Consider the following 22,514-nt stretch of genomic DNA (forward strand, 5'->3'; position numbering starts at 1 on the left):
GTGAGCCTGCTCGCGATAGCGGATTAACATTTAACAAAATGTTGAATGATCTGACGCTATCGCGAGCAGGCTCGCTCCTACAACAGCTCTCCAGTGTCGCTGAGATTCAGATATTCGCGCGCAGCACGCTCGCCGGCAACGGCTCCCCACGCTCGGCACTCGCCGCAACCGCATCGATCAAACCACTTAACTCATACCCCTGCGCCTTGAGCCAGGCCGGATCGTAATAGGTGTCGGCATAACGTTCGCCGCCATCACACAAAATCGCCACGATCGACCCCGCCTCCCCCGCCGCCGTCATCTGCTGGGCTGCCATCAACGCGCCAATCAGGTTGGTCCCGCTCGATCCGCCGACATGTCGTCCCAAACGCCCGGCCAGGTAATGCATGGCCGCCAGTGACAGCGCGTCCGGCACCTTAACCATCGCATCGATCACCTTGGGCAGGAACGACGCTTCTACCCGCGGTCGACCAATGCCTTCGATCCTCGAACCGTGGTCTAGGCGCAGGCTCGCGTCGCCGGTCTGGTAGAAATCGAAGAACACCGAACGCTCGGCATCCGCGCACAGCACCCGGGTGCAGTGTTGTCGGTAACGGACATAGCGCCCCAGCGTTGCGGTGGTACCGCCAGTGCCAGGGCTGGAAATCAGCCAACTTGGCTCCGGGTGCTTTTCGTAGCGCATCTGATGGAAGATCGATTCGGCGATGTTGTTATTGGCGCGCCAGTCGGTCGCCCGTTCGGCGTAGGTGAACTGGTCAATGAAGTGACCATCATGTTCCCGCGCCAGGCGCTCGGATTCGGCGTAGATCTGCGTGGGATCGTCCACCAGGTGGCTCTTGCCGCCGTAGAAAGCGATCTGCGCAATCTTCTCCCGGGACGTGGTCGCCGGCATCACGGCAATGAACGGCAGGCCCAGCATGCGGGCGAAATAGGCTTCGGAGATCGCCGTAGAACCACTGGATGCCTCGATCACGGGCGCCCCCGGCTTGAGCCAGCCGTTGCACAACGCATAGAGAAACAACGAGCGCGCCAGGCGATGTTTGAGACTGCCCGTGGGGTGGCTCGACTCATCCTTGAAATACAGTTCGATGCCGGCAAAACCGGGCAACGGCAAAGGGATCAGGTGAGTGTCGGCACTACGCTGGAAGTCCGCTTCAATAATCCGGATGGCTTCCCGGGCCCACTGTCGGTTGTCGCTCATGGAGGTTTTCTCGTCGGATCGGGCGTCGGTTGGCCTTTTTTCAGGCTCAGCACACAAGCTTAGGAAAAAACCTACATCACGCACAGATACAGCTGAGGTTCAATACGCCTGGCAACTGCTAGGCTCAGCCTCGAGTCCAGCGCCCGAGCTGTAACGGTATATAACAAAAAAGAATATAACTTTTGTTTTAACAACTAACGGTACGGGTTAGGGTGTGCCACCTTCGAACCCCTCAATGGAGAGAGACCTTGCCTTTGCGTAGCACTTTCACGCGTTTCTTCCAGCTGGAAGCGGCCAGCGGTCTGTTACTGATCGCCGCTGCAGTCCTGGCCCTGATCATCAACAACTCGCCGCTGTCGTGGCTGTACACCAGCTTCCTCGACACTCCGGTGGTGGCGCAGATCGGTGCGCTGCAAATCGCCAAGCCGGCGCTGCTTTGGATCAACGACGGCCTGATGGCGCTGTTTTTCCTGCTGATCGGCCTGGAAGTGAAGCGCGAGGTACTCGACGGCCAGCTGTCGAAACCGTCACAGGTCGTCTTGCCCGGCGCCGCAGCGATTGGCGGCATGGTCATTCCGGCCCTGGTCTACTGGTTTTTCAACCGGGACAACGCCGCAGCCCTCGATGGCTGGGCCATCCCGATGGCCACCGACATCGCTTTTGCCCTGGGCGTGCTGGCATTGCTGGGCAAACGTGTACCGGTGTCGCTGAAACTGTTCCTGATGACTTTGGCGATCATCGATGACCTGGGGGCAATCATCGTCATTGCGATTTTCTACTCCGGCACCTTGTCGACGTTGTCCCTGGCGCTCGCAGGGACCTGCATAGCGGCGCTCATTGCGATGAATCGGCTGGGGGTGGTCAAGCTCGGGCCCTACATGATCATCGGCCTGATCCTCTGGGTTTGCGTGCTGAAGAGCGGCGTCCACGCCACGCTGGCGGGCGTGACCCTGGCATTCTGCATCCCGCTGCGCACAAAAAACGCCGAGCCTTCACCGCTGCTGTCCCTCGAACACGCCCTGCATCCGTGGGTGGCCTACGGCATCCTGCCGCTGTTCGCCTTCGCCAACGCCGGCCTGTCGCTGAGCGGCGTGACCGTCGAAAGCTTCACCCATCACGTACCAATGGGCATCGCCATCGGCTTGCTGCTGGGCAAGACCGTCGGGGTGTTCGGCCTGACCTGGCTGGCGGTCAAGATCGGCATTGCCGCCCTGCCCCAGGGGGCCAATTGGGGCCAGGTGCTAGGCGTTGCGATTCTCTGCGGCATCGGCTTCACCATGAGCCTGTTCGTTGGCTCGCTGGCGTTTGAGCCGGGTGTTAGTGAATACGCAGGAATGGACCGGATGGGTATCTTGACCGGTTCGATCCTGGCGGCGTTGATTGGTTATGCGGTGACAGCGGCGGCGAGTCGCAAGGGCACCACCACAGCGCGGGCATAAATCAACTGCTGCAAATGAAAAACCCCGACCAGTCACCTGATCGGGGTTTTCGTTTATCCGGTAACGCTTAGTGCGAAACGCGGCTCGTGCCGTCCACTGTGGCGATGCGAACACGTTCGCCGACACGGAACACTTCGTTTTCCTGAACCTGTTGTACGTAGGCGCGCATGCTGCCGTCGTCTTCACGAACGGTGATTTCCACGCCCTGGGTGCGGGTCAGGCCTTCTTCGGTGGCCGAACCCAGCAGGCCGCCGGCAACTGCACCGATCACGGCGGCAACGATACTGCCGCGACCACCACCAATGGCGCTACCGCCTACACCACCGACCACAGCACCAGCGGCGCCGCCGATCGGGGTCTTCGTGCCTTCGATTTTTACCGGACGCAGTGCTTCGATGGTGCCCATGCGAATCGTCTGCACGCGACGCGCTTCGTCACGGGAATAGGAGTCACCGGTCAGGCTCGATTGGCAGCCAGTGAGCAACATCGCCATCGTGGAAAAGGAAGCAACCAACAAAACAGACTTACGCATAGCATCAACTCCAAAGGACAGGTATTCATTAAACTCCGCAGCATGACGCCTGTCACGGCATCGCCGGGATTAAAGTGGTTTGATTCAGGACATGTACAGGCGCCCTGCAAATTCACCACACAGTAGCGTCAAATTACGAGATCTGCGCCACCGACCCAAGGATTTTCATGGATTACTTCATCATTGTCGTCACCACTGCCGCCGGTTTGTACTTCCACTGGTGGTTGTACGTGCGGATCAAACGCTGGATGGACCGTGACCTGGCGTTAGCCCTGGCGGATGGCGACGAAGCGAAAAAAGCCTTCATGCTCCAGCAACTGGCGAGCGCTAAAGCGCAGGGGATCAAGCGTCGAGACTTGCCGCAGTGGCTCAAGGCCGCTGCGGCGAGCTATCCCGCTCGGTAGACTGCTCAGGGTGCCAGACGTTCAAGAATCCAGTCAGCGCCCTGCAGGCGGTAGTTGAGGCGATCGTGCAGACGGCTCGGGCGGCCCTGCCAGAATTCGATGCGCTCAGGCAACAGCCGGTAACCACCCCAGTGCTCGGGGCAATGCGGCTGGGTATCGCTGAAACGGTGCTCGGTGTTCTTGAGCAGCGCTTCCAGTTCGGCACGGTCGGCGATCACCCGGCTTTGCGGTGAAGCCCAGGCGCCGAGACGGCTGCCCAACGGCCGGACCTGATAATAGGCGTCTGACTCTTGCGCAGTCACCTTCACCACCCGCCCCTCGATCCGCACCTGACGCTCCAGTGCCGGCCAGAAGAAGGTCATGGCAGCGAAAGGATTCGCCGCCAGATGCTGTCCCTTGGCGCTCTCGTAGTTGGTGAAAAACGTGAACCCCTGCTCGTCCAGTCCCTTGAGCAGGAGGATGCGGCAATGCGGTCGCCCGTCCGGATCGACGGTGGCCAGGGTCATGGCATTGGCTTCCACCGGCGCCTGTTCGGTTTTCACCGCCTCGGCAAACCATTGATGGAACAACCCGAACGGCTCAGCCGGGGCTTGCGCCTCGGTCAGGCCGTCCCGGGTGTAGTCGCGACGCATATCAGCCAGGCCCTGGGTCATGGCGCATTCCTTGTGGTTAACGAATCACTTTTTTGCAGCGTCAGCCGCCGCGACTTTCTTGTCAGTGGCTGTGGCCTTGGCTTTAGCTGGCGCAGTCTTCTTGGCCGGCGTAGCGGTTTTGGCCGGGGTTTTCTTGGCGGGTGCCTTAGCAGCAGCTTTCTTGGCCGGGGCTTTTTTCGCGGCCGGTACATCGGCTTTCTTCGCCGCTGGCACTGGTGCGACTGGCGCTACGGCTGGCTTGGCGTCCTGGGCGGCAACCATACGCACCGGAGCTGGGGCCGGCATGTTGTACTTGCTCAACAAGGCGACCATGGTGTTTTGCGGAGTGACCAGCAGCTCCACTCGACGGTTCAAGGCGCGGCCCTCAACACTGTCGTTGGCAGCACGCGGCGCTTCGCTACCCATGCCGCGCAGCATCAGGCGATCGCGCTGCAGGCCGCTGAGACGGAAAATCGCCGCAACGGCCTGCGCCCGCTCCTGGCTCAACTTGACGTTGGCTGGATTGGCGCCGGAGGTATCGCTGTGGCCGAGTACCAGTACCGCAGTCTTCGGATCGACTTCGAGAATTTTCGCCACGCGAGTGAACGGGCCGAGGGTGACTGGCAACAGCATGGCCGGACGGTCCGGGTTGAACGAGCCTTCGACCGGAGCGGTGACTACCAGCACGTTCTCACGGCGCTCAAGTTGCAGGTTGCTGTCCTTGATCGCAGTGCGCAGGCGCGGTTCGTAGTCGTCGAGCCAGGCTTGAGTGACTTTCGGATCAGGCATCGGTACGGCCTTGGCCACCGGCTGATCCTTACCACCGAACGGCCACCACCATTTGCCACCTGCATCGGCTTCGGCCTTGGCCACTTCGACAGGTTTGGCTTCAGGCTTCACTTCCGGCTTCTTGTCCAGGACTTCTTCCGAACCGAACGGCCAGTACCATGGGTTGGAGCTCTCAGCCTTGGCGACCGGTGCACTGGCTGCAGGCTTGAGCGGGGCTGGGGCTGGAGCCGACGCTGGAGACGGCTCTTTCGCCGCCACTTTGTCGGAGGAGCCGAATGGCCACCAGCTACCGCCATCTGCGTCATTCTGTGGAGTCTGTGCGCAACCGGTTATGGCGAAGCACAGGGCCAGGGCGAAAGTTTTATTGGACGACATTGGATATCCACAAAATGAAGTAATAAGTAAATCAGGCCAGGCTGGCCCGCATAAACAGACGCTTTGAAACTAAAAAGGCTGTCAGGTTCCGCCCTGGAAGCCTGACGGCAGGGTTTACAGACAAGTGGCCAGTACTCGCACAAGGTTTTGTGCGCGTGGATCCATCAAGACGTACGGCCCCAGTGTATTTGTCACAAATCCGAAGGCAACATCGTGTTCCGGGTCAGCAAAACCGATGGAACCGCCGGCACCCGGATGCCCGAACGCGCGAGGGCCGAGGCCATAGGTGGCGTTGGCAACGTCCGGTTGATCGAGCATGCAGCCCAGACCGAAACGGGTCCGGGTCAATAGAGTCTTGTCGTCGCCGACACTGTGTTCGCGGGTCAGCTCGTCGAGCATCTCGCTTTCGAGCAGGCTGCCGTCCAGCAGGCCGGCGTAGAACCCCGCCAGGCTGCGCGCATTGCCATGGCCATTGGCCGCTGGTTGCTGCATCCGACGCCACTCCGGCTTGTTGGTGCTGGTCAGGACCGACGGCGGATTGGTGAACGCGCGAGTGCTCATCGCCGTGGGCTCGCGCATCGTCACCTGCAGCAGGCGCTGGGCTGCGGCATCGCCAGCATTGCCCTTGCCACGGGCAATATGCGCCACCCGATGGAACTCTGCGTCGGCCAGGCCAACATGAAAATCCAGCCCTAACGGCTTGGCCACTCGCGCCACAATCGATTCCCCGGGGCCCCGACCGTCGGCCCGGCGCAGCAATTCGCCAACCAGCCAGCCATAGGTAATCGCGGCATAACCATGCCCGGTCCCCGGTTCCCACCAGGGTGCCTCGGCGGCCAGGGCATCGACCATGATCTGCCAGTCGTAGAGGGCTTGCGGTTCAAGCACCTCGCGCAAGGCCGGCAAGCCTGCCTGATGGCACAGCAGTTGGCGCAGGGTTACCGATTCCTTGCCCGCCGCAGCGAATTCGGGCCAGTAGCGAGCAACCGGAGCGTCCAGTTGCAACTTGCCTTCGGCGACCAGTTGCAGGGCAGTAACAGCGGTGAAGGTCTTGGTGCAGGAGAACAGGTTGGCAATGGTGTCGCTGTGCCAGGCCTCGCTGCCGTCCTTGTCAGCCGTACCGGCCCACAGATCGATAACAGTTTCCCCGCCAACCTGGATACACAATGCTGCACCACGTTCCTGGGGATCGTCGAACAACGCCGCGAATGCCTCGCGCACGGCTTCGAACCTGAGCTCGTAATGACCCTGAATCTGCACCCGCAATTCCCCTGACTCATGCTCTACAAAGTGGCCGCATTGTTCCAGCCATTGACGGTTTTGGGAACAGGTGCGGGCTGGGCGGTCGGTTACTTCGCGGCTTTGCCGGCCTCGCCCTTGCGTCCACCTTCGGCATCATGGCCGGCTTTCTCCACTGCGAGCCGGGCCTTTTCGGCCTCCTTGGCCAGCTGATCGACGGTGGCCAAGTTGCTCTTGCGCACGCTGTCGACAAACCCCTGGAACGGCAGATCGGTGATCCCCACCAAGCCGAAGTGGCCATTCTCGCCATCCAGCAAACGCCCGGTAACCGGCTGATCCAGGTACTGGAACCAGTGGACTCCGACAATCGACGGTTCGCTCAGCGCCTGCTTGAGGAAGTTCGCATAAGCTGGCCCGCGGTCCTCCTCTTTCGCCAGCTGCGTCACGCCGCCCCAGAACGGGCCGCGATCAGCCGAGCCGAAGTTGAATTCGCTGATCAGCACCGGTTTGTCCAGGCTTCGCAGTTTCTCGAAGTCATAACCATCCTGGGGTTGCAGCGTGTACATGTTGAAACTCAACACATCGCAATACTGGGCGCAGGATTCGACCGCTTCCGCTGTGCTGACCGCAAACCGGCCGCCCAGCAACAGCTGATTGGGCGCGTGCCACTTCAACGAATCGGAGATGGTCTTGAAATAGGTGTCGGCGAATACTTTCTGGAAGTATTTGAAGTCAGCTTCGATCTCGGGGTGCTCCGCGCTCGGTTGCGGGGGCACGAAACCCGGGTCTTCCATCAATTCCCAGGCCGGCAGGTCGATACCCCAGGCTTTGGACAGGCCAGCCTGGTTGCGATATTTGTCACGCAGTTGCTTGAGGAATGCACGTTTGGCCGGGACATCAGTGGTCATTTTCAAGGTGCCGTACGCCAGCGCATAACGGGCTTGCGGATCATCGCCGGGGCCGGCCCATGCCAGTTCGTTGTCGGCGAAATAGCCGATCAGCCATGGATCGTCACGGTGGTCGCGGGCGGCGATGGCCACGGCGCGCTCGGTGGCCATGGCAAAACGTGGGTCAAATGGGTCGGGCATGCCGCCCCACCAGTCCGTACCTGTGCTGATGCTCGCGTAATCACCAACGATCGACAACGGCACGGTGTACGGTACCCGCTCGGCATCACCGAGCATCGGCGCGCTCCAATTGCCCACCGTGTTGAAACCCCAGGCCTGCAGGCGATCCAGGGTGTGAGCCGTCCAGCGCTCGTCGTCGAAGACTTGCGGCGCGCAAGGTAGGGCTGCAGGTTGCTCGGCGGTTTCAGCGTCGGCCTTGGCGGCCTCGGCCACCCCGGCCTTGGTTTCGCTCGTCACGACGCACGGCTGGCCATACAGACGCTGCAGGTTGGCGCCGTAAAAATCGTACCAGCGTCCGGCGTTGTAGCCGCGCCCTTGGTCTGCACCATTGCCACCGCGGTTGTCGCCTTCACCGTAATGGTTGGCCAGCGGCTCATCGGGTTTTGGCAGGGACTCGAACATCCACTCGCGACCAGCGACGTAAGTCTGATCGGCATCCGGGGTCACGGCATTGACGCCAAGGGAGTAAAACGGATGACCTTCAGGCGTGACCAGGTACCAACGGCCCTCGTGCTTCTCGGTGCGGAAAAAGCCGCTAGCCTTGAATTGCGGTCCTTTGGTCCAGCCGCCGAACTTGTCCAGGGAGGACTTTTCACGCTCCGCCAACCAGGTTTTCAGCTGTTGCTGTTCCTTGGCGGCGGCGCTTTTCAACTGTTCATCGCCGGTAATCTTTTCCGGCCATTTGCCACGGGTCGACTGACCGTAGGCGTCCACCAGGCCGCCATAGGCAGCCTGCACCACGCCCTCGCCGTCCTGCACGCCAAAGCGTTCCAGCAAAATGCTCTGGGCGACTTTCGGTTGTTCCATCGACAAGGTCACCGAAACCACCTGGCTGCGATCCAGCTCACCGGCACTGCTCGCCAGCAACACGCGCTGACCATCGACAGTGATCGGCATCGGCGGCCCGGCTTTCATCCCCATGCCCAGCGGCGAGCTCGGTTGCAGCGGCACCAGCAGCGTTTGCGCAGGGCCAGCCGGCAGATCGACGCGGCTGACCAAGGTCTTGCCATCGTTGCTCTGGATTTTTACGTAGAGGGTCAGCGGCCAATTCATCGCGCTCTGGATGCGCAAGCTCATGACGCCCGACTGCGACCAGTCCCAGGCACCGCTTTGCGGGGTCAGGCGCAACGTCGGTTGTGCCACCGGGTTGAATGTCACCCGGCGCAGCACTTCGCCTTCGGCCGTTTGCTCCGCATTGGACTGCGGCAAGCTGGCGTCCTGGGTCGCTACCTGGACAACGTCCGCGGGGCGCACAAAGTTGAACAGTGTCTGCTGGCCGGCAGGGGCCGCCAGCAAAGGGGCTGCGAACATCAGGGCAAATACGGCTGGCAACGAACGGCGAATCATAAGAACGTGGTTCTCCCTAACGACCTTCAATGGGCCAGTGGAAAAGCGGTGGCAGAGAGATAGACAACGCGGCGGGCATAAATGCCCACCGAAGTATCAGGAAATTTCACGACGGAACGGCGGCAACGCATTGAGGATGGCCTTGCCGTAACGCTGGGTTACCAGACGTCGATCAAGCAAGGTGATGGTGCCGCGGTCTTCTTCGGTGCGCAGCAGGCGCCCGCAAGCCTGGACCAGTTTGAGCGAGGCGTCCGGCACCGAGATTTCCATGAACGGATTGCCGCCACGGGCTTCGATCCATTCAGCCAGCGCTGCTTCAACCGGGTCGTCGGGGACCGAGAACGGGATCTTCGCGATCACCACGTGCTCGCAATAAGCACCCGGCAAGTCAACACCCTCGGCGAAACTGGCGAGGCCGAACAACACGCTCGAATCCCCACCATCGACCCGCGCCTTGTGCTTGTTCAAGGTTTCCTGCTTGGACAGGTTGCCCTGGATAAACACCTGCTTGCGCCAGTCGCGGTCAAGCCCGTCGAACACGTCCTGCATCTGTTTGCGCGAGGAAAACAGTACGAGAGTGCCGCGTGAACCTTCGACCAACTGCGGCAGGTCGCGAATGATCGCCGCAGTGTGCGCCGGCGCGTCCCGTGGGTCGGCTTTCAGATCCGGAACTCGCAGCACGCCGGCATCGGCATGATGGAACGGACTCGGGACCACCGCCGTCACGGCCTTTTTCGGCAGCCCGGCGCGCATGCGGAAACGGTCGAACGTGCCCAGGGCGGTCAGGGTTGCCGAGGTTACCAGGGCACCGTACGCCACGTTCCAGAGGTTGCGCCGGAGCATTTCCGCCGCGAGGATCGGGCTGGCATTGACCTCGATGTCGAACAGCGAGCCGCTTTCGGCCAGGGTCAGCCAGCGGGCCATCGGCGGGTTATCTTCGGGGTCTTCAACGGTGAATGCCGTCCACAACTCCCAGTTGCCCGTACACCGCGACAGCAGGCTGCCGAACAGCGGATACCATTCTTCGGCCTGGTTGCTGGCGATGCCGATGTTGACTTCGCCGTCCATGCCCTCTTTCAACAATTCAGTGAGGCGAGTAAATACGTCATTCAGGCGGGCGAAGCCTTTCTTCAGCTCGATGCCCATTTCCCGCATGTGCTCGGGAATCACCCCGCCAACGAAGCGATGCCGTGGTCGTTCACGACCTTCGACGTCTTCGCCCGGTTTGAAATCGGCTACCTGCTCACAAGCGGTAAACATGAACTGCTGCTGGGTCTTGATCTCCCGCGCGAGCTCCGGAACCTGCTCGATCAGCTTGCCCAGGTCGCCTGGCAGCGGGTGTTGGGCCAGCAACTTGGTGAGATTCTTCGCGGTGGTCTCCAGCCAGTCGGCCGTGGACCGCAGGCGCGTGTAATGAGCGAAGTGACCGATTGCCTTGTCCGGCAGGTGGTGGCCTTCGTCGAACACGTAGATCGTATCGCGGGGGTCCGGCAGCACGGCGCCGCCACCCAGTGCCAGGTCGGCCAGCACCATGTCGTGGTTGGTTACGATGACGTCGACCTTGCCCATGCCTTCGCGAGCCTTGTAGAAGGCACACTGGCCGAAATTGGGGCAATGGCGGTTGGTGCACTGGCTGTGATCGGTCGTCAGGCGCGCCCAGTCGGCGTCTTCCAGTGCCGTAGACCAGCTGTCGCGATCGCCATCCCACTTATTGCCGGCGAGTTTCTCGATCATGCTGGTGAACAGCTTCTGGCTGGCCTCGTCGACCTCGATGCGGAAGCCTTCTTCTTCGAACAATTGCGCCGTGGCGGTTTGTGCGTGACCTTCCTGCAACAGCATGTCGAGCTTGGACAGGCACATGTAGCGCCCGCGGCCCTTGGCCAGGGCAAAGCTGAAATTCAGCCCGCTGTTGCGCATCAGGTCGGGCAGGTCCTTGTAGACGATCTGCTCTTGCAGGGCGACGGTCGCCGTGGCGATCACCAGGCGTTTGCCGGCGGCCTTGGCCGTCGGGATCGCCGCCAGGCTGTAGGCCACGGTTTTACCGGTACCGGTGCCGGCTTCCACCGCAACAATCGCGGGGTCGCCACTGCGCCGGCCCTCGTCGTCGGTGTCGATATCCCCGAGGACTTTGGCAATTTCGGCGATCATCAGGCGTTGACCGTAACGCGGCTTGAGGCTCTTGGCCTCGAGAAAACGCGAGTAGGCGCCCTGGATCGTGGTTTTGAGTTCGGTGCTGATCATGGATTGTCGGGCGCAAAAAACGCTGGATAAATTTTCAGTGGTTCGGTTCGGCCGCTATCATACCCCGCTAATTAATCCCGCGCAGAACGGAGTACCCAAATGACACTTTTTGCCATCGTTTACAGCCTGCATGTTTTGTCGGCCCTAGTGTGGGTCGGCGGCATGTTTTTCGCCTGGATGGTGTTGCGTCCGGCGGCCATGAAGGCACTGGAAGGCCCGGCCCGACTGAAACTGTGGGTCGAGGTGTTTTCAGGTTTTTTCCGTTGGGTCTGGGTCGCGGTGGTGGTATTGCCGGTCAGCGGCGTGGGCATGATTCATCTGCAATACAGCGGTTTTGAAACCGCGCCGCGTTATGTGCAGGTGATGATGGGGCTGTATGTGGTGATGACCGCGCTGTTTATCCGGATCCAGGCGCTGATGTTGCCTGAACTGCGCACCGCAGTTGCCGCTCAGGACTGGCCGGCGGGCGCTGCGGTGTTGGGGAAAATTCGGCGACTGGTAGGGATCAACCTGCTGGTGGGGCTGCTGCTGGTGGCGATTGCGGCGGCCCGGCCGATGTTCTGAGTCCGCAGGACGGACGCCATCGCGGGCAAGCCTTGCTCCCACAGGTGCCCATCAATCCTGCAGAAAGCCCAGCACCTGCTTGGGCAAGCCTTGCTCCGACTGCTTCCCCATCAATCCTGGGGGAAGCCAACATGTGTGGGAGCAAAGCTTGCTCGCGATGACAATCGCAAGGCCATAACGGGTTTTACATCCGCTGCACGGTCACCGAACCCGCCGCCCCTGCAGGACCTGGCTGGCCATCGACGCCAGGGCGACCGGCTTTGCCGCCATCGGCGCGATAGACAATGCAGCCCTTGGATTTGCCGCCGGCGCCCGGCTTGCCACCGGGGCCCGCAAGACCGCCGACACCGCCTGCCACCTCGACCTTGATCTGCTCCACGGGATAATCCCGTGGCACTTCCAACCTCACCAGCGCACCGGGCGCACCGGCCTGGCCGTCGCTGCCATCACTGCCATCCGCTCCGCGACCGGCCTGGCCCCAGGTGCAACCCGGCGCTTGGCCGTTGGCACCGTCAAGCCCGACAAAACCTGGCGCTCCGGCACCACCACGGGCGTCCACCGCCAACTGCGGGGCATCCAATGCCTTGATCTGCAAGTTCAGGTTGCGGCCCGAACGGGCGGCCTTGAGATAAGTGCCCGGCGCACCGCGGGCAGTAATCTGGCTGCCTTGCGACAACTCGGCGCGACTGACCTTCAAGTCGAGCGCCTGCTCGCTTGGCACGATGGCAATCCGCGCTTCACGCCCCAGGCGCAGTTCGCCAACCGTGACTTCAGTGACGTTCGACGGGATCAGCAAGGTGCCGTAGTCGGCAACTTCCAGGCGCTCCAGGTACAAAGTGCTCGCGGTGTTGGGCAAGCGCATCAACGAGTTGGTTTCAACGCTCACCACCTGGGCACAAGCCAGTGGACTGACAAATGCGGCGAGCAGACAGAGATTACGCATGGGAAGCCTTCGATACGGTAGGAGCCGGAATGGTTTGCAGGTGGAATACGCCAAAAAACACAATCTTCAAGCGGTCACGCCACGGATGGGGGCGCCCCTTGAGGCTGCGGTTGCACAGCAGCACTTCCAGAAGATGAAGAATTGCCAGCAGGCCGCCGGCGGCGGGGACCAGCAGGTTCAGCGGGAAGACAAACGGCATGAGCCAGTTGACGGCCACCACCGCCCAGAACAACAGGGTCAGCAGCTTCCATAGCCCCCAGAACACCTTCATACGCTCCCCCGATGAGAATTATTCTTTGCGCGCACAGTAACGGCTTCCGCGCGGGATAAGCCAGAGGGCAATCGAAATTTCTTCATGAAGGCCGCCGAATGGGCCGTCCTGCCGCTGGTTTTTATCGGCGGACGGCTCTGTTTCGGGCGTTAGCGGTTGATGTGCAGTTCCACGCGACGGTTTTTCGCGCGGCCTTCGTCAGTATCGTTATCGGCAACCGGCTCACGCTCTCCGCGCCCTTCACTGGTGAGTTTGTTCGGCGCCAGGCCCTGGGTCAGAAGATAATCGGCGACGCTGCTGGCGCGACGTTCCGAGAGTCCCTGGTTGTAGCTGTCAGATCCTACGCTGTCGGTATGACCTATGACCTTGATGCTGACCACGTCGGCGTTCTGCAATTTGCTCATCAGCGAATCCAGTTCGCTGCGGGCGGCCGGCGTCAGGTCGGACTTGTTGAAGGCGAACAGAACGTCGTTGGCATCGCTCAGGGTCACGACTTCAGTCGGAGTCGGAGCGGGCTCGACCGGTTTCACGCTGGCCGGGTATTGCGGCAACGGACAACCATGGTGTTCGACAGGGGTATTGGCGGGCGTGTCCGGGCAGCGATCACGGCGGTCGAATACTCCGTCGTCATCTTCATCGCCATCCTGGGAGTAGCAGATCAGGCCCCCGGTCAGGATGCCTAGCGCTGCTCCACCACCAGCCCAGCCGGCACTTTCAATTGCGCCCAGACCTCCGCCGACCAGTCCACCGAGCAGGCTGCAGATTGGCCAGGTACGTTGATTCAGGGGGGCAGTGCCATCGCTGTGGGTCGCGCAACCGGTCAGCAAGCTGCCAAGCAGCAGAACCGGCAAGACGGTCCTTGTGAGAACACTCATTGTGAAAGCTCCTGTGTTACCGGCCCATACCGGTTACACAGGAGTAAAGACCCGCATCCGCGACTGCACAAGCCGCGGAGTGCGAGGGCGCCTCAACGATTGATTTTGATTTCCGTGCGACGGTTCATCGCGCGGCCGTCCGCAGTTTTGTTGTCGGCCACTGGCTGACTCTCGCCGGCACCGGCTACAGACACGAAGCTGCTGCGAGGTATGCCACTCGAAATCAGGTACTCAACCACCGAGTGCGCACGTTTATCCGACAGTTTCTGGTTGTAGGCATCGCTGCCCACGCTGTCGGTGTGACCGGTCACGGTCAGTTGCGCGGTGGAAGACTCCTGTTTCAGGCGAGTAGCGATTTTGTCGAGTACCAGTTTATCCGCTGGAGTCAGCGTTGCCTTGTCGAACTGGAAGTGCACATCACGTACGACGATCACCTCTTCCTTGACTACCACCGCCTCTTCGACCACAGGCGCAGGCACCGGTGGCGGGCAACCGTCAGCATCGACCTGCACGCCTCTAGGCGTACCCGGGCACTTGTCGCGACTGTCCGGCACGCCATCACCGTCTTCGTCGCCATCACCGTGAACCCAGCAATAGGCCGCCGCCGTACCACCGATCAACAGCGCGCCATAGCCTGCCCACGCCGAGCTCTCGGTTGCACCAAGACCTGCACCGACGACACCACCGACCGCCGCACAGGTCGGCCAGTCGGTTTTCTGCAAACCTGCGCAACCAGTCAACACACTGGTTAGCAGAACCAAGGGTAATGCTGTCCGAACTATGCTCATCTAGTTTTCTCCTGAGGGATCGGCTTAGAACCGATTCAGGGAGTAAAGACCGGAGTTTTAATCTCCGCCAGCAATAGGCCACGCCTGTTTTACCCCATGATCACTGTGGATCGATGCATTTGCCGCAATAGAGCGCTAGGCCCGGACCTTTGGGCAGGCTAGTCTTGGCAGACGCTGATTGAGGATCCTTGATGATTGCCGGTATTTCTTCGCGCACCCCGCAACAGGCGCTGGCCGCCTTGCTTGATCGATACGCTCCTGCGCGCCTGCTATTGATAGGTGCCAGTGAGTTTCCTGCGCTCGAAGCGTTCAAGCTCGCGCACCCCGACAGCTGTGTGGCCCACGCCGCCCCTGGGCTACTGCCGGCGGAACTGGCGGCGCGCCGGTTCGACCTGGCGCTGGTGGTCGATTGCCTGGAACACCTGCCCAAGCGCGATGGTCTGAATTTGCTCGGAGGCATCCGTAATCTCAACGCCAGCCGTATTGCGGTCCTGGCTGACCTGCCTGCCAGCGGCTGGCAGGAAACCGATTTTTTCTCCCTGGCCCTGCAAGCCAGCGAACGGTTCCAGCGTGACGATCAGGTGCTGACCCTGTTCACCTATGATCTGCTTGACTACAAACAGGTACCTGACTGGCTCAACTCGAGGTTCTGGGCCAATCCGGAGAACTTCGGGAAATATTGGTGGTAACGCAATGAGTACATCCATTTGCCCTTGCGGCAGCGGCACCCTGCTTGACGCCTGCTGCGGTCATTATCATTCAGGCCACCCCGCCCCATGCGCCGAGGCGCTGATGCGTTCGCGCTACAGCGCCTATGTGCTGGGCCTGATCGATTATCTGGTGGGCACCACCCTGCCCGCGCAACGGGATGGGCTGGATCGCCAGTCCATCAGCAACTGGAGCGCCAACAGCACCTGGCTAGGTCTTGAGGTGGAGAGTTCGGAAGTCTTTGGCGGGCAGCCGGAACACGCGTTCGTGACCTTTACCGCACGTTGGCATGACAGCTCCGGGGAACATAGCCATCGCGAGCGCTCCTCGTTTGTACAGAACGCCGGGCACTGGTATTTCATCGATCCGACCGTGCAACTCAAGGCCGGCCGCAACGATGCCTGTCCCTGTGCCAGTGGCCAGAAATTCAAGAAGTGCTGCGCGAGTTATTTCGGCAGTTGAGGCAGCGCGGTTGTGCAGCAGCTGCCGAACGCTGCGGTTACAAGGGAAATGGTCTTAGGGAATTATCATGATCACCAGACGCATCGTTCTCCACCTGCTGACCCTGAGCCTCGCGCTCGGGCTCGGCGGCTGTGCGTCATGGTTCTCCAGCGAGGGGCCGGAGCCACAACTGCACCTGGTCAAGGTGGAAGTCATCCGCGCCAAACTGCTGGAGCAGAAATTCCTCCTGCATTTTCGTGTGGATAACCCGCACGACAGCGACTTGACCATCCGCGGCCTCGAGTACCGCATTCACCTGGGCGACATGCTGCTGACCGAGGGTGAGCACGAACACTGGTTTACCGTAGGGCCCAAGCGCAGCGCATATTTCAAGGTGCCGATCCGAACCAATCTATGGCCGAAGATCCGCGACCTGGTGAAATTACTGCAAAAGCCTGACCACCCCATCCCTTACCGCCTGGAAGCAGAGATGGAAACCGGATTATTCATCGCTCACTACGTGCACGTGGCGCGCAATGGCGTGATAATCCCTGCCGATTTAATTCCGGAGTAAACCTGATGACCCAGCAACCCCATGTCCATGGCCCTGACTGCAACCACGAGCATGACCATCACGAGCACCATGATCACGACCACGGCCATGTCCACGGCCCGAACTGCGGCCACGCCCACCAGGAGCCGGTGCGCAATGCCTTGAAAGACGTCGGCCGCAACGACCCTTGCCCATGCGGCAATGGCAAAAAATTCAAGAAGTGCCACGGCGCTTGATCCCGTGAGAGCAAATCTTCTGTAGGAGCAAGGCTTCTGTGGGAGCAAGGCTTCTGTGGGAGCAAGGCTTGCCCGCGATGAACGATAACGCGGTCAACCTGAATGACCACAGCACCTCAAGCTTTGCTCCCACAGTCGATTTGCGAATCCGCCTAAATCCTGATGGCAGGCTGCGATCTTCCCCGCTAATCAGACAAATCCGCAAATAACCTGACACCCCGCTTGCGCGCCCCTCTCCTGCTCACTAACGTAGCGACTTTATTGCGTTACTACCCCCGCAGGAGCTTTGCCATGGCCTCGCCAGCCCTCAATCATTTTCTTCCCCGGTTCGGCGTTGCCGCAGCAGTGGCCGGTGTTCTGGGCCTGACCGGTTGTCAGAGCCTGAACACCCAGGACACCCTCCCGCCCACCACCGGCGTGCAGCCGCTCAAGGGCCTGGCGCAAAACGTCTCGGTGCGGCGCAACGCCATGGGCATGCCGCTCATCGAAAGCAACAGCTTCCATGACGCGCTGTTCGCGCTCGGGTATGTGCATGCCAGCGATCGGATCACGCAAATGGTCACCCTGCGCCTGTTGGCTCAAGGCCGTCTGGCAGAAATGTCCGGTGCCGACTTGCTCGACGCCGACCGTTATATGCGTGCGGTCAACCTGAAAAAAAGCGCAGGCGAGCTATACAAGGCATCCTCCCCGCGCCTCAAGCGCTTCTTTGAAGTCTATGCCCGGGGCGTCAACGCCTACCTGTTCCGCTACCGCGACAAGCTGCCTGCAGACCTGGTGGCCACCGGCTACAAACCCGAATATTGGCAGCCTGAAGACTCAGCGCTGATTTTCTGCCTGCTGAACTTCAGTCAGTCAGCCAACCTGCCGGAAGAAATTTCCTCGCTGATGCTGGCGCAGACCGTCACCACCGACAAACTCCCGTGGCTGACCCCGTCCGCTCCCGACGAAAAACTGCCGGTGGCCGAGGCCGAGAAACTCCAGGGCATCAAGCTCAACGGGCAGATTCCGGGACTGGTCGACATCAGTAAAGCCGCCAGCCAACTGTCTGACCTGAATATGCTCGGCGCCACTTCCTCCAATAACTGGGCGATTGCACCGCAGCGCAGCCGCAGCGGCAAGAGCTTGCTGGCCAGCGACAGTCATGGCCCGCTCGGCGTACCGTCGCTGTTCAGCTACGTGCAGATTCGCGCACCGAAATACCAGGCCTCGGGCGTGACCATCGCCGGCCTGCCGATGGTGCTGGGCGGCTTCAACGGCAAAGTGGCGTGGAGCATGACCACGGTCATGGGCGACAACCAGGACCTGTTCCTGGAAAAGATCAAACGCCAGGGCAACGGCCTGACTTATGAGGCTGGCGGCAAGTGGCAGCCGGTCATGGTCCGTAACGAAACCTACTTCGTCAAAGGCCAGCGCCCGACTCGCGAGGCGGTGTATGAAACCCGTCATGGCCCGCTGCTCAACAGCGCCCAGGGCACAGCGTTGGCCAACGGTCTTGGCCTGGCACTGCAGTCGCCGAGCTTTACCGACGACAAAACCCTGGACGCGTTTTTTGACCTGTCCCGGGCGCAGAACGTCGAGAAGGCTTCGGATGCCAGTCGTGAAATCCGCGCGATTGCCCTGAACCTGGTATTCGCCGATGCCAGCAACATTGGCTGGCAGGTCACCGGTCGCTATCCGAACCGGCGCGAAGGCGAAGGCCTGTTGCCCTCGCCGGGCTGGGAGGGTCGCTATGACTGGGACGGTTACGCCGACCCGATGCTGCACCCCTACGACCAGGACCCCGCCCAAGGCTGGCTCGGCACCGCCAACCAGCGAGTCATTCCCCACGGGTATGGCATGCAGTTGTCCAACTCCTGGTCGGCGCCGGAGCGCGGCGAACGCATGGCTGAACTTGCCGGCAGCGGCAAGCACGATACGCGCAGCGTGATCGCCATGCAGTACGACCAGACCACTACCTTCGCGGCCAAGCTGAAGAAAATGTTTGCGGCGCCGGGCATGGCCCAGCCGCTCAAGCAAGCCATCGAAGCGCTTCCGCCAGCTGACCAGGTCAAGGCTCGCGAGGCCCATGCCCGCCTGATGGCGTTCGACGGCAAACTCAGCCCGACTTCCGCCGACGCGGCGATCTATCAACTGTTCCTGCAGGAAAGCACTCGGCAGATTTTCCTCGATGAGTTAGGGCCGCAAGGCAGTCCCGCGTGGAAAACCTTTATTGCCAACGGCAAACTCTCCTACGCTGCCCAGGCCGATCACCTGCTGGGACGCGAGGACAGTCCGTTCTGGGACGACACCCGCACTGCGCAAAAAGAGGATAAGGCAGTGATCCTGGCCCGCAGCCTGGCCGCCGCCATCACCGCCGGCGACAGCCTGTTGGGTGCCGATCACAAGGCCTGGCAATGGGGCAAACTGCACCGCTATGAATGGAAAAACGCCAGCGGCCAGACCGTGCGCGGTCCGCTCGCAGCCGGCGGCGATCACACCACGCTGAACACCGCAGCGTTTGCCTGGGGCGAGGATTTCAACACCACCCTGGCACCGTCCATGCGTTTCATCGTCGATTTCGGCCAGGCGGAACCACTGATGGGCCAGAACGCAAGCGGCCAGTCCGGCAACCCGGCCAGCCCCAATTACCTCAACAGCATCGATCCTTGGCTGAAAGGGCAATACATGAGCCTGCCGATGCAACCGCAGAACTTCGACAAGGTGTACGGGAAAACCCGGCTGACGCTGACTCCCGGAAAATAACACCTCGATCGCTTGTAGGAGCCTGCTTGCTGGCGATGGCATCTCCCCGGTGCATCTGAAACACCGGGCAGTCCATATCGCCAGCAAGCAGGCTCCTACACAAGCGTCGGCCGCGCTCGATACCGGGGAAAATCAATAGAACTTCTGCCCCCGCGCCATCCTCATAGCTAACAAGTCCCCCTGTCTGGTCACCCTCATGGACCTTGTTATCGCTCGCCCCGAAGGCCTGTACTGCCCCGCCGGGGATTTCTATATCGACCCCTGGCGTCCGGTCGAGCGCTCGGTCATCACCCATGCCCATGGCGACCATGCCCGCACCGGCAATCAACACTACCTCGCGGCCGCACCTGGCGAAGGAATCCTGCGCTCGCGGCTGGGCCAGGACATCAATTTGCAGACCTTGGCCTACGGTGAACGCCTGCTGCATCACGGCGTAACCTTGAGCTTTCACCCGGCCGGGCATGTCCTCGGCTCGGCACAGGTACGCCTGGAATACGGCGGCGAAGTCTGGGTGGCTTCAGGCGATTACAAGATCGAACCCGATGGCACCTGCGCGCCGTTCGAACCGGTGCGCTGCCATACCTTTATCACCGAATCGACGTTCGGCCTGCCGATCTATCGCTGGCAACCCCAGGCGGAGATATTTGCCGAGATCAATCAGTGGTGGCAGGCCAACGCCGCACAGGACAAAACCAGCGTGCTGTTCTGTTACTCCTTCGGCAAGGCCCAGCGCATCCTGCATGGCATCGACGCCAGCCTCGGCCCGATCTTGACCCATGGCGCGGTGGAGCCGCTGAACCGCGTCTACCGCGAGAGCGGCGTGTACATCCCGCCGACGATTTACGCCGGGGATGTGAAAAAAAGCGACCCCATCATGCGCAAGGCCCTGGTGATCGCCCCGCCTTCAGCCGGTGGCAGCACCTGGATGCGCCGGTTTGGCGACTACAGTGACGGCTTCGCCAGCGGCTGGATGCGCCTGCGCGGCACCCGGCGCCGGCGCGGCGTCGATCGCGGGTTTATCCTCTCCGACCACGCCGACTGGCCGGGCTTGCTCTGGGCCATCGGCCAGACCGGTGCCGAGCGGGTCATGGTGACCCACGGCTCGGTCGCCGTACTGGTGCGCCATCTGCGCGAGCAAGGCCTGGATGCCCAGGGCTTCAGTACTGAATACGGTGATGACGAAGAGGAACTGGCCGGCGCCGAGTCACAAAGCGAAGAGGTCACCGCATGAAAGCTTTCGCCGAACTCTACGCCGAACTCGATGCGACCACCTCCAGCAACGCCAAATTGGCCGCCATGCAGAACTATTTTGCCCAGGCGGCACCGCAAGATGCGGCATGGGCGGTGTACTTCCTGTCGGGCGGACGCCCTCGGCAATTGGTCCCGGTACGCATGTTGCGCGAGCTGGCCGTGGCGTACTCCGGCCTGTCACCCTGGTTGTTCGAGGAGAGCTACCAGGCTGTGGGCGATATGGCGGAGACGATTTCCCTTGTCTTGCCCGAATCCAGCCACAGTTCCAGCGACGGCCTGGCAGTATGGATCGAGGAAAAGCTGTTGCCCCTGCGTGGGGAATCCCCTGAGGCACTGGCCCAGGCGCTGCCTGCACTCTGGTCGCAACTCGACCGCTCCAGCCTGATGCTGTGCATCAAGTTAATTACCGGAAGCTTTCGCGTGGGCGTTTCCAAATTACTGGTGACGCGGGCTTTGGCCGCCATGGCGGGGTTGGACAGCAAACGGGTGGCCCAGCGCCTGGTGGGGTACACCGACCTGTCCAACCGCCCGAGCGCCGCCAGTTACCTGAAACTGATCGCTGCGGAATCAACCGACGAGCATGCCCAGCGCGGCGGCCAGCCCTACCCGTTTTTCCTGGCCCATGCGTTGTCACAACCGGTGGACCAGTTTGAAGCACTGCTCGGCCCTGCCAGCCAGTGGCAAATCGAATGGAAGTGGGACGGTATTCGCGCCCAGGTGGTTAAACGCGAGGGTCGCCTGTGGATCTGGTCGCGCGGGGAAGAATTGGTAACCGAGCGTTTCCCGGAACTGGAGAGCCTGGTGCATGGCCTGCCCGATGGCACCGTGATCGATGGCGAGATCGTCGCTTGGAAAGCCGCGCCAGCCCGCACCGAAGATGCCTTTGAACCGCAGGCGCCCTCGACTCCGTCAGTGCAGCCTTTCGCTTTGCTGCAACAGCGCATCGGCCGCAAGACCCTGGGCAAGAAAATCCTCGATGACGTGCCCGTCGTGGTACTTGCCTATGACTTGCTGGAATGGAATGGCGAAGACTGGCGCAATCAGCCTCAGGCCAAGCGGCGCGAACAGCTGGAGCAGGTCCTCGGCGCGTGCAACAACCCGGTGTTGCTGGCCTCGCCGGTGCTCACCGGCGAAGACTGGTTCGACCTCGCCCGCCAGCGCGAAGCCTCGCGCAGCCTGGGCGTCGAGGGCATGATGCTCAAGGCGAAGGATGCGTTGTACGGCGTCGGCCGGACCAAGGACATGGGCGTTTGGTGGAAATGGAAAGTCGACCCCTATAGCGTCGATGCGGTGCTGATCTACGCCCAGCGCGGCCACGGGCGGCGCGCCAGCCTGTACAGCGATTACACCTTCGCCGTATGGGACGGCCCGGCAGACTCCAGCGAACGCACCCTGGTGCCGTTCGCCAAGGCGTACTCCGGCTTGACCGATGAAGAAATGCGCCAGGTCGATAGCATCGTGCGCAAGACCACGGTAGAGAAATTCGGCCCAGTCAGCAGCGTGAAGCCCAGCCTGGTGTTCGAATTGGGTTTCGAGGGCATCGCGCTGTCCAAACGTCACAAGAGCGGGATCGCCGTAAGGTTCCCGCGCATGTTGCGCTGGCGCCGTGACAAGTCGGTGGATGAAGCGGACAACCTGGCAACATTGCAGGACCTGTTGGGCTGAAACGAACTGCTTTGGTGCGCCCGTCCGCTCGTGCCCGCTTGTGGGCACAAACACCTCCCCGCTGTTTCTCAAAGCACTTTTAAAACGCTTGTTCGGGACTATGGTTCAGAAATTGCTACTTTATTCAGGTCTTACGCTTTCCAGTAACAAA

General features: G+C 61.3%; 21 protein-coding genes. 10 read left to right on the forward strand and 11 right to left on the reverse strand.

The annotated features are described in order from the left end of the window. Positions 1 to 106: 106 nt before the first annotated feature. On the reverse strand, positions 107 to 1,201 hold the full coding sequence (locus ORL50_RS02980; RefSeq protein ID WP_266009742.1) for a PLP-dependent cysteine synthase family protein: 1,095 nt from the start codon (positions 1,199 to 1,201) through the stop codon (positions 107 to 109). 248 nt (positions 1,202 to 1,449) lie between these two features. Here ORL50_RS02980 and nhaA point away from each other — a divergent pair, with 248 nt between their 5' ends. After that, positions 1,450 to 2,640 (forward strand): Na+/H+ antiporter NhaA, encoded by a 1,191-nt coding sequence (nhaA, locus tag ORL50_RS02985; protein ID WP_266009743.1) that lies wholly within the window; start codon positions 1,450 to 1,452, stop codon positions 2,638 to 2,640. Positions 2,641 to 2,707: 67 nt separating this feature from the next. On the opposite strand, the gene ORL50_RS02990 is transcribed toward nhaA, so the two are convergent. After that, positions 2,708 to 3,172, reverse strand: coding sequence for an outer membrane lipoprotein (locus ORL50_RS02990; protein WP_020798113.1), 465 nt, complete (start codon positions 3,170 to 3,172; stop codon positions 2,708 to 2,710). 167 nt (positions 3,173 to 3,339) lie between these two features. On the opposite strand from ORL50_RS02990, the gene ORL50_RS02995 reads away from it, so the two are divergent. Next, the gene (locus ORL50_RS02995; protein WP_266009744.1) at positions 3,340 to 3,576 is read left to right on the forward strand and encodes a hypothetical protein; all 237 of its coding nucleotides are present in this window, start codon (positions 3,340 to 3,342) and stop codon (positions 3,574 to 3,576) included. 5 nt (positions 3,577 to 3,581) lie between these two features. On the opposite strand, the gene pdxH is transcribed toward ORL50_RS02995, so the two are convergent. The 5 genes from pdxH to dinG form a co-directional block, all read right to left on the reverse strand. Beyond that, positions 3,582 to 4,229 (reverse strand): pyridoxamine 5'-phosphate oxidase, encoded by a 648-nt coding sequence (gene pdxH / locus ORL50_RS03000; RefSeq protein ID WP_266009745.1) that lies wholly within the window; start codon positions 4,227 to 4,229, stop codon positions 3,582 to 3,584. Between the two features lie 24 nt (positions 4,230 to 4,253). Then, complete coding sequence (locus ORL50_RS03005) at positions 4,254 to 5,372, reverse strand: OmpA family protein (protein ID WP_266009746.1); 1,119 nt, start codon at positions 5,370 to 5,372, stop codon at positions 4,254 to 4,256. Positions 5,373 to 5,486: 114 nt separating this feature from the next. Then, positions 5,487 to 6,632, reverse strand: coding sequence for a serine hydrolase domain-containing protein (locus tag ORL50_RS03010; protein WP_266009747.1), 1,146 nt, complete (start codon positions 6,630 to 6,632; stop codon positions 5,487 to 5,489). An 89-nt stretch (positions 6,633 to 6,721) separates the two neighbouring features. Then, positions 6,722 to 9,085 carry a beta-galactosidase gene (locus ORL50_RS03015; protein WP_266009748.1) on the reverse strand — a complete coding sequence of 788 codons (2,364 nt, stop codon included), beginning with the start codon at positions 9,083 to 9,085 and terminating at the stop codon, positions 6,722 to 6,724. A 96-nt stretch (positions 9,086 to 9,181) separates the two neighbouring features. Further along, positions 9,182 to 11,326 (reverse strand): ATP-dependent DNA helicase DinG, encoded by a 2,145-nt coding sequence (dinG, locus tag ORL50_RS03020; RefSeq protein WP_205893111.1) that lies wholly within the window; start codon positions 11,324 to 11,326, stop codon positions 9,182 to 9,184. Positions 11,327 to 11,425: 99 nt separating this feature from the next. Here dinG and ORL50_RS03025 point away from each other — a divergent pair, with 99 nt between their 5' ends. Continuing rightward, a complete protein-coding gene (locus tag ORL50_RS03025; protein WP_266009749.1) occupies positions 11,426 to 11,890 on the forward strand; it encodes a CopD family protein in 465 nt (154 codons plus the stop codon). 184 nt (positions 11,891 to 12,074) lie between these two features. Here the strand turns inward: ORL50_RS03025 and ORL50_RS03030 are convergent, their stop codons facing one another. The 4 genes from ORL50_RS03030 to ORL50_RS03045 form a co-directional block, all read right to left on the reverse strand. Next, on the reverse strand, positions 12,075 to 12,833 hold the full coding sequence (locus ORL50_RS03030; RefSeq protein WP_266009750.1) for a collagen-like protein: 759 nt from the start codon (positions 12,831 to 12,833) through the stop codon (positions 12,075 to 12,077). Continuing rightward, positions 12,826 to 13,104, reverse strand: coding sequence for a DUF1145 domain-containing protein (locus ORL50_RS03035; protein ID WP_266009751.1), 279 nt, complete (start codon positions 13,102 to 13,104; stop codon positions 12,826 to 12,828). Before ORL50_RS03035 ends, ORL50_RS03030 begins: the two co-directional genes overlap by 8 nt. A 149-nt stretch (positions 13,105 to 13,253) precedes the next feature. Further along, positions 13,254 to 13,979 carry a PA1041 family peptidoglycan-binding anchor lipoprotein gene (locus tag ORL50_RS03040; RefSeq protein ID WP_266009752.1) on the reverse strand — a complete coding sequence of 242 codons (726 nt, stop codon included), beginning with the start codon at positions 13,977 to 13,979 and terminating at the stop codon, positions 13,254 to 13,256. A gap of 92 nt (positions 13,980 to 14,071) precedes the next feature. Beyond that, positions 14,072 to 14,767: a PA1041 family peptidoglycan-binding anchor lipoprotein gene (locus ORL50_RS03045; protein ID WP_266009753.1), complete on the reverse strand. Its 696-nt coding sequence runs from the start codon at positions 14,765 to 14,767 to the stop codon at positions 14,072 to 14,074. 191 nt (positions 14,768 to 14,958) lie between these two features. Here ORL50_RS03045 and ORL50_RS03050 point away from each other — a divergent pair, with 191 nt between their 5' ends. The 7 genes from ORL50_RS03050 to ORL50_RS03080 all read left to right on the forward strand — a co-directional run bounded on the left by ORL50_RS03050 (position 14,959) and on the right by ORL50_RS03080 (position 22,363). After that, complete coding sequence (locus ORL50_RS03050; RefSeq protein WP_266009754.1) at positions 14,959 to 15,456, forward strand: DUF6231 family protein; 498 nt, start codon at positions 14,959 to 14,961, stop codon at positions 15,454 to 15,456. 4 nt (positions 15,457 to 15,460) lie between these two features. Continuing rightward, entirely contained in the window at positions 15,461 to 15,937 is a 477-nt protein-coding gene (locus tag ORL50_RS03055; RefSeq protein WP_266009755.1) for a YchJ family protein, read from the forward strand. 67 nt (positions 15,938 to 16,004) lie between these two features. Beyond that, positions 16,005 to 16,490, forward strand: a complete 486-nt coding sequence (locus ORL50_RS03060; RefSeq protein ID WP_266009756.1) for an LEA/WHy family protein — start codon at positions 16,005 to 16,007, stop codon at positions 16,488 to 16,490. Positions 16,491 to 16,495: 5 nt separating this feature from the next. Next, a complete protein-coding gene (locus ORL50_RS03065) occupies positions 16,496 to 16,705 on the forward strand; it encodes an SEC-C metal-binding domain-containing protein (protein ID WP_266009757.1) in 210 nt (69 codons plus the stop codon). A gap of 291 nt (positions 16,706 to 16,996) precedes the next feature. Next, positions 16,997 to 19,447 (forward strand): penicillin acylase family protein, encoded by a 2,451-nt coding sequence (locus ORL50_RS03070; RefSeq protein ID WP_266009758.1) that lies wholly within the window; start codon positions 16,997 to 16,999, stop codon positions 19,445 to 19,447. Positions 19,448 to 19,643: 196 nt separating this feature from the next. Next, positions 19,644 to 20,678 (forward strand): ligase-associated DNA damage response exonuclease, encoded by a 1,035-nt coding sequence (locus ORL50_RS03075; protein WP_266009759.1) that lies wholly within the window; start codon positions 19,644 to 19,646, stop codon positions 20,676 to 20,678. Continuing rightward, positions 20,675 to 22,363, forward strand: coding sequence for an ATP-dependent DNA ligase (locus ORL50_RS03080; protein ID WP_266009760.1), 1,689 nt, complete (start codon positions 20,675 to 20,677; stop codon positions 22,361 to 22,363). The genes ORL50_RS03075 and ORL50_RS03080 overlap by 4 nt, the downstream gene beginning before the upstream one ends. The last annotated feature ends 151 nt before the right edge of the window (positions 22,364 to 22,514 follow it).

It is taken from the genome of Pseudomonas sp. RIT-562 (assembly GCF_026241895.1).
In the GTDB taxonomy this organism is placed as follows: domain Bacteria; phylum Pseudomonadota; class Gammaproteobacteria; order Pseudomonadales; family Pseudomonadaceae; genus Aquipseudomonas; species Aquipseudomonas mandelii_F.

Excerpts from the sequence above, each read along its gene's own strand:
- ORL50_RS02980 (WP_266009742.1), bottom strand. The coding sequence starts at position 1,201 with ATGAGCGACAACCGACAGTGGGCCCGGGAAGCCATCCGGATTATTGAA.
- ORL50_RS02990 (WP_020798113.1), bottom strand. The coding sequence starts at position 3,172 with ATGCGTAAGTCTGTTTTGTTGGTTGCTTCCTTTTCCACGATGGCGATG.
- ORL50_RS02995 (WP_266009744.1), top strand. The coding sequence starts at position 3,340 with ATGGATTACTTCATCATTGTCGTCACCACTGCCGCCGGTTTGTACTTC.
- pdxH (WP_266009745.1), bottom strand. The coding sequence starts at position 4,229 with ATGACCCAGGGCCTGGCTGATATGCGTCGCGACTACACCCGGGACGGC.
- ORL50_RS03005 (WP_266009746.1), bottom strand. The coding sequence starts at position 5,372 with ATGTCGTCCAATAAAACTTTCGCCCTGGCCCTGTGCTTCGCCATAACC.
- ORL50_RS03015 (WP_266009748.1), bottom strand. The coding sequence starts at position 9,085 with ATGATTCGCCGTTCGTTGCCAGCCGTATTTGCCCTGATGTTCGCAGCC.
- dinG (WP_205893111.1), bottom strand. The coding sequence starts at position 11,326 with ATGATCAGCACCGAACTCAAAACCACGATCCAGGGCGCCTACTCGCGT.
- ORL50_RS03025 (WP_266009749.1), top strand. The coding sequence starts at position 11,426 with ATGACACTTTTTGCCATCGTTTACAGCCTGCATGTTTTGTCGGCCCTA.
- ORL50_RS03030 (WP_266009750.1), bottom strand. The coding sequence starts at position 12,833 with ATGCGTAATCTCTGTCTGCTCGCCGCATTTGTCAGTCCACTGGCTTGT.
- ORL50_RS03035 (WP_266009751.1), bottom strand. The coding sequence starts at position 13,104 with ATGAAGGTGTTCTGGGGGCTATGGAAGCTGCTGACCCTGTTGTTCTGG.
- ORL50_RS03040 (WP_266009752.1), bottom strand. The coding sequence starts at position 13,979 with ATGAGTGTTCTCACAAGGACCGTCTTGCCGGTTCTGCTGCTTGGCAGC.
- ORL50_RS03045 (WP_266009753.1), bottom strand. The coding sequence starts at position 14,767 with ATGAGCATAGTTCGGACAGCATTACCCTTGGTTCTGCTAACCAGTGTG.
- ORL50_RS03050 (WP_266009754.1), top strand. The coding sequence starts at position 14,959 with ATGATTGCCGGTATTTCTTCGCGCACCCCGCAACAGGCGCTGGCCGCC.
- ORL50_RS03055 (WP_266009755.1), top strand. The coding sequence starts at position 15,461 with ATGAGTACATCCATTTGCCCTTGCGGCAGCGGCACCCTGCTTGACGCC.
- ORL50_RS03060 (WP_266009756.1), top strand. The coding sequence starts at position 16,005 with ATGATCACCAGACGCATCGTTCTCCACCTGCTGACCCTGAGCCTCGCG.
- ORL50_RS03065 (WP_266009757.1), top strand. The coding sequence starts at position 16,496 with ATGACCCAGCAACCCCATGTCCATGGCCCTGACTGCAACCACGAGCAT.
- ORL50_RS03070 (WP_266009758.1), top strand. The coding sequence starts at position 16,997 with ATGGCCTCGCCAGCCCTCAATCATTTTCTTCCCCGGTTCGGCGTTGCC.
- ORL50_RS03075 (WP_266009759.1), top strand. The coding sequence starts at position 19,644 with ATGGACCTTGTTATCGCTCGCCCCGAAGGCCTGTACTGCCCCGCCGGG.
- ORL50_RS03080 (WP_266009760.1), top strand. The coding sequence starts at position 20,675 with ATGAAAGCTTTCGCCGAACTCTACGCCGAACTCGATGCGACCACCTCC.